Origin of the sequence: Streptomyces sp. NPDC026589, assembly GCF_040638385.1 — a bacterium.
Taxonomy (GTDB): domain Bacteria; phylum Actinomycetota; class Actinomycetes; order Streptomycetales; family Streptomycetaceae; genus Streptomyces.
In genome coordinates, this window is sequence record NZ_JBEZYG010000056.1 from 1 (window position 1) to 12,461 (window position 12,461).

The window sequence follows — 12,461 nt, forward strand, 5'->3', positions numbered from 1 at the left end:
TCGACTGGGATGCGGCGCACGCGTACGCCTTGGTCCTCCAGCGTGTCGATGGCCTCGTCAAGGGCTTCGGTGTCACCGGCGATCACCACTGACACTGGACCGTTGACCGCCGCGACCTCGATCCGGCCGGCCCACCGCTCCAGACGCTCCACGGCCTCTGCCTCAGGCAGCGCCACCGACGCCATACCACCACGGCCCGCCAGACTTGCGGCGATGACCTGACTGCGTACCGCCACAATCCGAGCAGCATCCTCCAGCGACAGCGCACCCGACACACACGCCGCGGCGATCTCACCCTGCGAGTGACCGACCACCGCATCCGGCACCACACCCACCGATGACCAGACGGCGGCAAGGCCCACCATCACAGCGAAGCTCGCAGGCTGCAGCACATCCACGCGCTGCAGGAGTTCGGCCGGAGCATCCCCTCGCAGCACATCCACCAGCGACCAGTCCACCCACCGCTCCAACGCCGCCGCGCACTCCCCGATCCGCTCCGCGAACACCGGCGAGGAATCAAGGAGTTCACGACCCATGCCGATCCATTGCGTACCCTGCCCCGGAAAGACGAGCACGACCTTTCCGGCCCCGCCCGGCGTCGACGCGCTGCCAACGGCCACGGCGCGTGCGGCCTCACCGCGCGCCAGCGCGCCCAGGCCCGCCAGGGCCTCCTCGGGCGAGTCGGCCACGACGATCGCGCGCTCGGCGAGCGTCGCCCGGCCGGTGGCCAATGCGGCCGCCACGTCGGCGAGCGCGACCGTGCCGGACGCCTCGACGAACGAAAGCAGACGCTCCGCCTGGCCGGTGAGCGAGGCGGCCGTGGCCGCCGACAGCACCAGCGGCACCACGCCGTCGACCGCTGGAGCCGGAGAGGGGCCGGAGGCAGTTTCTGCGGCGGGCTCTTCTTCCAGCGCCTGCTCCAGGATCAGGTGGGCGTTCGTACCGCTGGCACCGAACGAAGACACACCGGCCCGGCGCGGCCGGCCCACCTCTGGCCACGCGCGGGCCTCCGTCAGCAGCTCCACCGAGCCCGCCGTCCAGTCCACCTGCGAAGTGGGGGCGTCGACGTGCCGGGTGGCGGGCATGACACCGTGCCGCAGCGCCTGCACCATGTTGATCACTCCGGCCACGCCGGAGGCGGCCTGGGTGTGGCCGATTACCGACTTGACCGAGCCGAGCCACAGCGGCCGGTCCTCCGACCGGTCCTGGCCGTACGTAGCGATCAGGGCTTGCGCCTCGATCGGGTCACCAAGAACGGTGCCGGTGCCGTGGCCCTCGACCATGTCGATGTCGGCCGTAGTGAGGTCGGCGCTCTCCAGCGCCTTGCGGATGACGCGCTGCTGCGCGGGTCCGTTGGGCGCCGTCAGGCCGTTGGAAGCGCCGTCCTGGTTGAGGGCGGAGCCGCGGATCACCGCGAGGACCCTGTGTCCGTTGCGGCGTGCCTCCGACAGCCGCTCGAGCAGGATCACTCCTGCGCCTTCGGCCCAGCTGGAGCCGTCCGCGCAGGCCGCGTACGACTTGCAGCGGCCGTCGAAGGCGAGGCCGCGCTGCCGGGCGAAGCCGACGAACCCGCCGGGGGTCGCCATCACGGTGGCGCCGCCGGCCAGGGCCATGGAGCACTCGCCTCGCCGCAGTGCCTGGGCGGCCAGGTGGATGGCAACTATGGAGGAGGAACACATGGTGTCGACGGTGACGGCGGGGCCTTCGAGGCCGAGTGTGTAGGCGACCCGTCCCGAGGCGATGCCGCCCGCGGTGCCCAGGGCGCGCTCCAGGCTGAGGAAGCCTTCGAGGCCGCTGAGGTCGGGCGCGTAGTCCTGGTGGACCATGCCGGCGAACACGCCGATGTCAGTGCCGCGTACGGAGTGCGGGTCGATGCCGGCTCGTTCGAGGGCCTCCCAGGAGACCTCGAGGAGCTGCCGCTGCTGAGGGTCCATCGCGAGCGCCTCGCGCGGCGATATCCCGAAGAAAGCGGCGTCGAATTGGCCGGCGTCGTGCAGGAACGCGCCCTCGCGGACGTACGTCGTGCCGGGGTTGTCCGGGTCGGGGTGATAGAGGCCCTCCAGATCCCAGCCGCGGTCCTCGGGGAAGGTGGTGTAGACGTCGGTGCCGTCGGTCACCATCCGCCACAGGTCCTCGGGGGTGCGTATGCCGCCCGCGTACCGACAGGCCATCGAAACGATCGCGATGGGTTCGGCCGAGGACTCGGAGAGACGCTGGTTCTCCTGCTGGAGCCGCGTGTTCTCCTTGAGCGAGGCACGCAGTGCGTTGACGATCTGCTCGTCCGGTGCCGTCATCTCGGTAGGTCCTCCGTCTTTGTCGCTGTCGGTAAACCGAATATCGGTAAGTCGGGTGAAGCGGCTGGCATCATCGGAACCGGGCGAGCGGGACCTGATCAGAGCGCAGGAAACCGACGAGGGGGTCCGGGGTCGGACAGTTGAAGATGAGGGTCGCGGACGGCTGCGAAGTACAGGTCAGTTGACGCGGCGCGGAACCCTCATCGCGGATGCTCGCATCGATGTGAAAAGAAGAGGACACAAGTAAAGACCCCTGAATTTGTTGCCGGGCAATTCTATGACCGCAGAGGGTCCGCGAAATCGAAGGCTGCCTCCACGAGATTAGACAGGCCGCCTTCGCGGGGCATCCCCTGGTCTGGTAGCTCCCGGTTGCGTCCGAGGAAGTGGTGCGGGGGCTCCCACCCGATCCAGGCGTTTGTTCCGGTATAGGAGTGGGTGTCCGGATATAGGAATGGCCACACCGTTCATGTCAGGTGATCAGTTGGTGTCGTTTCCCAGGGCTCGCTTTACGAGGTCGGCGATGTCCATCACGTCGATCAGGTCGGCGTCGTCCTCGACGGCGGGCACCACCGGGTCTGGCTCGGGAGTCGTCACCCCGGGGGCGGAGCCATCCTCGGGACCGGCGAGGCTGAGCAGCATGTCGAGAAGGCCGGCCTCCCGGAACCGGGCGAGCGGGACCTGCGCGAGTACGCGCCTCAGATCGTCCTCCCGCGTGTCCAGGTCGTCGTCGCCCGTTTCCGTCAGCAGTTCGGAGCGCAGGAAACCGACGAGGGCGTCCGGGGTCGGATAGTCGAAGATGAGGGTCGCGGGCAGTCGTAGACCGGTGGCCACGTGCAGGCTGTTGCGGAGGTTGACCGCGGCGAGCGAGTCGAAGCCGACCTCCTGGAAGGACTGGAGCGGGCCGATGCTGTCCGTGCTGCTGTGTCCGAGGACGGTCGAGGCCTGTCCGCACACCAGCCGGAGCAAGAGACGGTTCTGTTCCGCCTCGGGAACGTTGCGGAGGGAGTCCGCCAGGGATGAGGTGATACTGACGTTCTCGGCATCGGGCTGGGAGGCGCTCAGGGCGGCGGCGGCCTCGGGCAGATCAGCGAAGAGCGGGCTGACCCGTACAGAGGTGAACGCCGGGATAAACGCCTCCCAGTCCATGTCGACGACCGTCACGGCTTTCTCCCGCGCTTCCACGGCCAGTTCGAACGCGGTCATCGCGATCTGCTGGGTCATCGGCAGAACACCACGGCGGCGCAGCTGCGCGAGGGTCGCCTCGTCCATGGCAGGGCCGATTTCGTCGAGGGCTCCCCAGGCGATCGAGGTGGCCGCGAGTCCTCGGCCGCGGCGCCGTTCGACCAGGGCATTCAGGACTGCGTTGGCCGCGCCAGAGACGCCCTGGCCACCACCGCCCCAGATTCCGGCGATCGAGGAGAAGACCACGAAGGCCTCGAGCGGGGCCCCGCCAGCGCCGGTGCCGGTGCCAGCGCCGGTGAACAGTTCGTCGAGCCATATAGCGGTGTCGACCTTGGCCGCGAAGACCTCGGTGAGGTCGGCGAGGCCGGTGTCGGCGATGTTGCTGGTCCAGGCGGTGTCGGCGGCGTGCACGACGGCGGTGAGCGGCTGCTCCTCCGGGGTCTCGGCGATGAGTCGGGCGAGCGTTTCACGGTCGGCGTCGGCGCAGGAGACGACTGTCGTCTCCACCCCGGTGGCCGCGAGCTTGTCCAGCAACTTGGTGACGGCGTCGGCGGGCGCCTGAGCCGTGGTCGTGATGATGAGACGGCGCGCACCGGACCGGGCGAGCCAGAGCGAGGCATGTGCGCCGAGGGCCTCGGCGCCGCCAGTCACAAGGACTGTGCCATGAGGCTGCCAGCCGCCGTCCGCGGGCGCCTCGGGTGCGGGCTTACGGGTGAGCCGCCTGCTGTAGACGCCGGAGCGGCGTACGGCGAGCTGGTCGTCCCCCGCTGCGCCGTTCAGCGCGCCCACGAGATACTGCGCGGTGCGAGCGTTGACGGTTGCCGGTAGGTCGACCAGGCCGCCCCACCGGTCGGGGTGTTCAAGGGCCACGGCGCGGCCCAGGCCCCAGAGCGCGGCCTCGCCAGGATCGGTAACGGTGTCCTGGATACCGGTGTTCACCACGCCCCGGGTCAGACACCACAGTGGCCCGTCGACGCCCGCGTCTCCGAGGGCCTGAATCAGCGCGAGGGTCCTGGCGGCGGTGACAGTGGAGTCCTGCGTGCCGTCGAGGGCGAGCAGGGAGAGAACTCCTGTCGGCTCGTACTCGGCCCGGATGCCGCTCAACTGCTCGGTGAGCCCCGTGCGGGTGAAGGTGGAGGGAGCGATCTCCAAGGGCACGATGTCGAGTCCCTGGACACCGAGCGCCGCAAGGAGCTCGGCCACCTGGGCGCCGGCCGTGGAGTCAGCCGGGAAACCGGTCGCGCCTTCGTTCGGGCATCCCGGCGGCAGTACGGCGAGCCAGCGGCCTGCGGGTACTCCCGAGACCTCCCGGTCCAGGGGCCGCCAGGTGATGGCGTAGCGGAGGCGCTCAGCGCTGAACCGCTGCTGGCGCCTGCCGCGCCAGTCCGCCAGCACCGGCATGACAGTGCGCAGGGCGTCTCGTAGACAGGAGGAGTCCGAGGCGAGCAGTCCGGCGAGCGAGTCCGCGTCGGCCTGCTCGACGGCGCTCCAGAAGTCCGCGCCGATGTCCTCGCCCGAGGCGCCGCTGTCGTCGGCGTTATCGGCCTCCTGCAACCAGTAGTGACGTCGATCGAAGGCATACGTCGGGAGCTCGGCCTGCGAGGCACCGGCACCGGCCGGCAGCATTGCCGCCCAGTCCACAGGCGTACCCCGGACAAAAAGCTCGGCCATCGAGGTGAACAGCCGGTGCAGACCGCCCTCGTCACGGCGCAGCGTGCCGCCGACGACAGTACGCAGCCGGACTGTGTCATCCACCTGGTCCACGATCTCATTGACCGGCTGCACCAGAACCGGATGGGCACTGGCCTCCACGAACACGGTGTGGCCGCCGGCCAGGAGGTCGGCGATGGCGGGACCGAAACGGACCTGGTTGCGCAGGTTGCGGTACCAGTACCCGCCGCCCAGGACACCCGCCTCCTTTACCCACTCACCCGTCACCGTCGAGTAGAAAGGAATCAGCGGGGCCTGAGCACGGATGTCGGCGAAGGCGGTTGTCAGTACGTCCTCGATCGCCTCGACATGCCGGGTGTGGGAGGCATAGTCCACTGCCACCCGACGCACCCGCACACCATCCGCCGCAAGAACCTCCAGCACCTCGTCGAGAGCCTCGGCATCACCAGCGATCACCACCGACGAGGGACCGTTGACCGCCGCCACCTCAACGCGGCCGACCCACCGCTCCAGACGCCCGGCCACTTCAGCCTCGGACAGCGCCACCGACGCCATACCACCACGGCCCGCCAGACTGCCCGCAATCACCTGACTACGTACCGCCACAATCCGGGCAGCATCCTCCAACGACAGCGCACCCGACACACACGCCGCAGCGATCTCACCCTGCGAATGACCGACCACCGCATCCGGCACCACACCCACCGACGACCACACCGCGGCCAGACCCACCATCACCGCGAAACTCGCAGGCTGCAGCACATCCACGCGCTCCAGGAGATCGGCCGGAGCATCCCCCCGCAGCACATCCACCAGCGACCAGTCCACCCACCGCTCCAACGCCGCCGCACACTCCCCGATCCGCTCCGCGAACACCGCCGAGGAATCAAGAAGCTCACGACCCATACCGGCCCACTGCGAACCCTGCCCCGGGAACACCAGAACCGTCCGCCCCGCACCCACAGCGCTGCCAGTGACCAGACCGGGATGAGACTCACCCCGCGCCAGCGCACCAAGCCCCGCCAACGCCTCCTCCCCGGAGTCGGCCACGATCACCGCACGCTCGGACAACATCGCCCGCTGAGCGACCAACGCACCCGCCACGTGCGGCAGTGTGCCCGCGTTCTCCCCGACGAACGACACCAGCCGCTCCGCCTGCCCCACCAGCGAAACAGGAGTTCGCGCCGACACCACCAGCGGCACCACAACGGGCGCAGCGGGCAACTCCACGCCGCTCTCTGCCGCCGACGCCTCGACGGGCTCTTCGGGTGACTCCTCCAGGATCACGTGGGCGTTGGTGCCGCTCGCGCCGAAGGAGGAGACGGCGGCTCGGCGCGGCCGGCCCGTGTCCGGCCATTCTCGCGCCTCTCTGAGCAGTTCGACCGCGCCGGCCGTCCAGTCCACCTGCGGTGTCGGCTCCTCCACATGGAGCGTCGGCGGCATGACTCCGTGTCGGAGCGCCTCGACCATCTTGATGACGCCGGAGACACCCGCCGCAGCCTGGGTGTGGCCGATGTTGGACTTCAGCGAGCCGAGCCACAGCGGACGGTCGGCGGGCCGGTCGTGTCCGTAGGTGGCAAGCAGTGCCTGGACCTCGATCGGGTCGCCCAGGGATGTGCCGGTGCCGTGGCCCTCGACAAGGTCGATGTCCTTCGTCGACAGGCCCGCGTCGGACAGAGCGCGCCGGATGACGCGCTGCTGGGAGGGTCCGTTGGGAGCGGTCAGGCCGTTCGAGGCGCCGTCTTGGTTGACGGCGCTGCCGCGCAGCACGGCCAGGATCCGGTGGCCGTTGCGGCGGGCCTCCGACAGGCGCTCCAGGACGATCACGCCCACGCCCTCGGCCCAGCCGGTGCCGTCGGCGGTCGAGGAGTACGCCTTGCACCGGCCGTCGGCGGAGAGACCGCGCTGGCGGGCGAACTCCACGAAGGCGTCCGGGCTGGACATGACGGTCGCACCGCCTGCGAGGGCGAGCGAGCACTCTCCGCGCCGTAGCGCCTGGCTCGCCAGGTGCATCGCCACGAGGGAGGACGAGCAAGCCGTGTCGATGGTCACCGCCGGCCCTTCGAAGCCGAACACGTACGACACGCGTCCCGACGCCACGCTCGACGAAGTGCCGGTCATCACGTAGCCACGGACATCCTCGGGGGTCTGCCGCAGCCGGGTGGCGTAGTCGTGGTGGACGATGCCGGTGAATACACCGATGTCACGGCCCCGGGCGGAGAGGGGGTCGATTCCGGCCCGCTCCAGGGCCTCCCATGAGGTCTCCAGGAGCAGCCGCTGCTGCGGATCCATCGCGAGGGCCTCGCGCGGCGAGATCCCGAAGAGTCCGGCGTCGAATTGGGCGGCGTCGTGCAGGAATCCGCCGACGCGGGTGTAGGTGGTGCCGGGGTGGGTGGGGTCGGGGTGGTAGAGCTTGTCGACGTCCCAGTTCCGGTCCTGCGGGAAGCCGGAGAGCGCGTCGCGCTCCTCGGCAACCAGTCGCCACAGTTCCTCGGGGGTGTTGACGCCACCGGGCAGGCGGGTGCTCATGGCGATGATGGCGATCGGCTCGTTGGGGTCCGCGGGCACGGCAGGTCCGGACTGGACGACTCCAGCCGACAAGTTCGCGGCTTCCTCACCGAGCAGTTCGGTGCGCAGGTGCCAGGCGAGGGCAGAAGGGGTCGGGTAGTCGAAGGCAAGGCTGCTGGGGAGGCTCATGCCGGTGAAGTCGTGCAACCTGTTGCGGAGTTTGACGGCGCTGAGGGAATCGAAGCCGAGGTCCTTGAAAGGCTGCTCTTCGTCGAGGGCTTCAGCGCTGGTGTGGCCCAGAACGACGGCCGCGCTCTCCTTCACAAGGTCCAGCAGGACGCGCTGCCTTTCGGTGGCTCCAAGCGCGGCGAGGCGGTGGGCCAGCGATCCGCTCTCGGCGGCCGTTCGTCCCACAACCCGTCGGACCAACGGACCGTCCTCCGTCGCCCGTGCCTCGCGAAGAGCGGGGGTGCCGACCGCGGCGGCGGCAACGGTGCCATCCACGCGGCCCAGGGTCAGTGGTCCGAGCTCGGCGACTGGTTCGCCCGTGTGGTCGGCGAGCTCCACGAGGTGGCGTCCGCCCTCCACAGGCGTGGCCCGCAGCCGCAGGGCGGTGGCGCCCTCGGCGTACACGGCCAGGTTGGCGCAGATGGTGAGATCGCGCTCACTCTCACCGGTGCGACCGGCCAGGAAGCGAAGGACGGTGTCGAGGAGTGCGGGATGGAGGGTGAACCCCGGGGCCTCATCAACGAGTTCCGGAGGCAGGGAGACGTCGGCGAAGAGCTGGCCGTCTTGTTCCGCCAGGCCGTGTATTCCTCGTACCCCGCAGATGTCGAGGAGGTCCGCCGGGGCGTCGGCTCCGGTGACCGGCCAGGTGCGCAAGTCGAAGGATGGCGTGGGCAGGCCGGGCCGGAGCAGTGCGCGGGCGTGGCGCGTCCAGGTGCTGTCCTCGTCGCCGGCCCGCCTGCTGTGGACGACGACCGGGCGCAGCCCGTCCCGGCCGGGGACATCGACGTGGACACGGAGCTGGAGGTGGCCGTGTTCGGGCACGGTCAGCGGGGTATCGACGATGATCTGCTCGACGGCACCGCTTCCCGCCTCGGTTCCGGCGTGGACCAGCAGGTCGAGGAGTACGGCGGCCATGACGGTATCGGTGCCGGGATCGAGGAGCCGACCGAGGGCACGCCGGTCGAGCCGCCCGGTGAGCACCACACGGGTGCCGCCGTCGCTGACCGGGCTGACGTGGTCGTCGTCGGGGATCTCGACTGCCGTGCCGAGAAGCGGGTGCCCGGTGGGGCGGGCGCCGAGCGCCTCGGCGTCGGTGGCGGTGGTCTCGGGCTCGACCCAGTACCGCTGGTGCTGGAAGGCGTACGTGGGCAACTCGGTGCCGATCGCCGTGGCCGGGGTGCCGAGGAGAGCGGACCAGTCGATGTCCGTGCCGCGGACATGCAGTTCGGCGAGTGCGGTGAGGACGGCGGTCTCCTCCGAGCCGTCCTCGCTCAGGGTGGCGAAGCAGCCCCGGTGGTCCGTGCCGAGAGTGTCGAGGGCGAGGGCGGTCAGGCCGCCGCCGGGTCCGACCTCCAGAAGGGTTGTGGCGCCCTGGTCGCGCAGCGCGGTGACTGCGTCGGCGAACCGCACGGCATGGCGCACTTGGTCGGACCAGTACTCCGGGGTGGCGAACTGGCCCTCCTTCGCAGGGGCACCGGTGAGCGTGGAGACGACGGGGATGGCGGCTGGGCGGGGACGCAGCCGGGCAATGACAGCTCGGAACTCGTCGAGCATGGGGGCCATCAGTGACGAGTGGAAGGCATGACTGACCTTCAGGCGTTTGGTCTTCCGGCCCTGTTCGGCCAGTCGCGCGGCCACGTCGAGGACGGCGCCCTCGGTACCCGAGAGCACGATGGCGCCGGGTCCGTTGACTGCGGCGACCACAACCTCGCCCGCGGCCCCCTCCAGCAGTGGTGCCACCTCGGCCTCGGTCGCCTGTACGGCGACCATTGCGCCGCCCTCGGGCAGGGCCTGCATCAACCGGGCGCGGGTGGCGACCACTTCCCCTGCCTCCGCCAGGTCAAGGACTCCGGCGGCATAGGCGGCAGAGATCTCGCCGACTGAGTGTCCGGCGACCAGGTCCGGACGTACACCCCAGGAGGCGAAGAGCTGGAACAGAGCGGTCTCCAGGGCGAAGAGACCTGCCTGCGTGTACAGGGTACGGTCGAGCAGCGCGGCCTCCGCCGTGCCGGGCTCGGCGAACACCACCTCGCGCAGCGGACGCTCCAGATGGCCATCCAAGTGTCGTTCAACAGCCTCGCACGCGGCGGTGAAGGCGTTCCGGAATACCGTGTGCCGCTCCGCGAGTTCGCGGCCCATGCCAGCCCACTGGCTGCCCTGCCCAGTGAAGAGGAAGGCCAGCTTGCCCTCGGAGGGGCTGCCGGTGACGGTGCCGGCAGTAGGCGTGCCGTTGCCGAGCGCGCGCAGCGCATCGGCAAGCTGCTGCCGGTCGGTGGCCAGCAGGACCGCCCGGTGGTCGAGTTGGGCACGAGTGATGGCCAGCGCGTGCGCGGTGTCGGTAAGGGCCAGCTCAGGGCGTGACTCGACGAAGCGAGCAAGACGCCCGGCCTGGGCGTACAGAGCCGCCGCTGTCCGGGCCGACACGGGCACGGGCACGGGCAGAAGAGCGGAACCTGACGATACGAGATCTGTGGCGGGTGCCGCATCGGCAGCATGCACCTCGGCGGAGGCGGTTGCCGATCCGATGCCAGGTGCCAGTTCGTTCGTCGCCGCCCAGTCGGAGGCCTCAGCGTTCTCCACCGGCGCCTGCTGGATCACGATGTGTGCGTTGGTGCCACCGATACCGAAGGACGAGATGCCGGCGCGCCGCGGCTGCCCGGTCTCGGGCCACTGGCGAGTCTCTGCGAGCAGTTCCACCGCGCCCGTGGACCAATCCACGTGGGTTGAGGGCCGGTCCACGTGCAGCGTGCGGGGCAAGACGCCGTGCCGCATCGCCATCACCATTTTGATGATGCCTGCCATACCGGCCGCAGCTTGCGTGTGCCCGATGTTGGACTTGACCGAGCCGAGCCACAGCGGGCGGTCGGCGGGTCGGCCCTGCCCGTAGGTAGCGAGCACTGCCTGCGCCTCGATCGGGTCACCGAGAACCGTTCCCGTGCCGTGGCCCTCGACCGCGTCCACATCCGATGTCGACAGACCGGCGTCGGCGAGCGCCTTGCGGATCACCCGCTGTTGTGAAAGTCCGTTCGGCGCCGTAAGTCCGTTGGACGCACCGTCCTGGTTGACCGCGGTGCCTCGGACCACCGCGAGGACCTGGTGGCCGCGGCGGCGTGCGTCGGAGAGCCGTTCTACGAGGAGCACGCCGACGCCCTCGGACCAGCCGGTTCCGTCCGCCGCGTCGGAGAAGGCCTTGCAACGGCCGTCCGGGGAGAGGCCGCGCTGCCGGGAGAACTCGACGAAGGTCTCCAGGTTGCCCATGACCATCACGCCGCCGGCGAGGGCCATGGAGCACTCGCCCTGCTGAATTGCGCGGGCCGCCAGGTGGAGGGCGACGAGCGAGGACGAGCAGGCCGTGTCGATCGTGATGGCCGGGCCCTCGAAGCCGAACTGGTAGGCGATCCGGCCTGAGATGACGCTGCCGGAATTGCCGGTCAGGCGGAAGCCTTCGATGCCGGACGCGTGGTGCGTCCGTACGGTGTAGTCGTGGCTGTTGACGCCGACGAAGACGCCGATGTCCTGCCCGGCGAGCCCGCTCGGGGCGATCGCGGCGCGTTCGAACGCCTCCCAGGAGGTTTCCAGGAACAGCCGCTGCTGGGGGTCCATCGCAAGCGCCTCGTTCGGTGAGATCCCGAAGAAGGCAGCGTCGAAGCCGGTCGCGTCGTCGAGAAACGCGCCGTGCCGTACGTAGGTCTTGCCCACGCTGTCAGGGTCGGCGTCGTAGTGCCGGTCGATGTCCCAGCCGCGGTCGTCGGGGAACTCTCCGACGGCGTCGACGCCTTCGGCAACCAGCCGCCACAGGTCTTCAGGGCTCTCCACACCGCCGGGGAAGCGGCAGGCCATCGCGACGATGGCGATGGGATCGTCGGAGAGGGCAGCCGCGGTGGCGGTGGTGTGCTCCTCAGCGCTCCGCTCCTGGCCGTCGCCCCGCTGTTCGTCGTCGCCGAAGAGCCGTGCACGCAGGTGGCCGGCGAGCAGCGTCGGCTTCGGGTAGTCGAAGACGATGGTGGAAGGGAGGCTGAGAGCGGTCGCGGCCGCGAGCCGGTTGCGCAGCTCGACGGCGGTCAGCGAGTCGAAGCCGGCGTCCTTGAAGGCACGGTCGGCGCGGATGGCGTCAGCGCCGGAGTGGCCGAGCACCTGGGCGGTGTTCCGGCGGACGAGGTCCACCAGTGCCTCTGTGCACTCCCGCTTGCTCAGGCGCTCGAGCCGCTGACGCAGGGAGTCGGTTACGGCCGTGTGCGAGGACGCGGCCGCTGGCCGAGGAGCAGGCGCGAGGCCGCGCAGCAGCGGTGCTACGGGAGTTCCGGCGCGGGCGGATGCCCTCAGTGCGGGCAGGTCGAACCGGGTGGCCACGAGCGCGGCAGGGGTCTCGTCGCCCGCCCGCAGGGCCGTGTCGAGGAGCGCCATGCCCTCGGCGGCGGAGAGCCCGACCATGCCGAGGCGCCGGGTGCGCTGCAGGTCTGTGGCACCGAGGTGTCGGGTCATGCCGCTGGTGTTGTTCCAGTAGCCCCATGCGAGGGATGTCGCGGGCAGGCCGGAGCGGTGGCGGTGGAGAGCGAGGGCGTCCAGGGAAGCATTGGC

The 12,461-nt window shown here is 70.0% G+C and carries 2 protein-coding genes; both read right to left on the reverse strand.

Annotated features, from left to right (window positions below):
* Window positions 1-2,294, reverse strand: a 2,294-nt coding sequence (locus AB0F29_RS41225; RefSeq protein WP_361884092.1) for a type I polyketide synthase, incomplete at its 3' end; no start/stop codon positions are given.
* Window positions 2,295-2,771: 477 nt separating this feature from the next.
* Complete coding sequence (locus AB0F29_RS41230) at window positions 2,772-12,365, reverse strand: type I polyketide synthase (protein ID WP_361884095.1); 9,594 nt, start codon at window positions 12,363-12,365, stop codon at window positions 2,772-2,774.
* Between the last annotated feature and the right edge of the window lie 96 nt (window positions 12,366-12,461).

Excerpts from the sequence above, each read along its gene's own strand:
- AB0F29_RS41230 (WP_361884095.1), bottom strand. The coding sequence starts at position 12,365 with ATGACCCGACACCTCGGTGCCACAGACCTGCAGCGCACCCGGCGCCTC.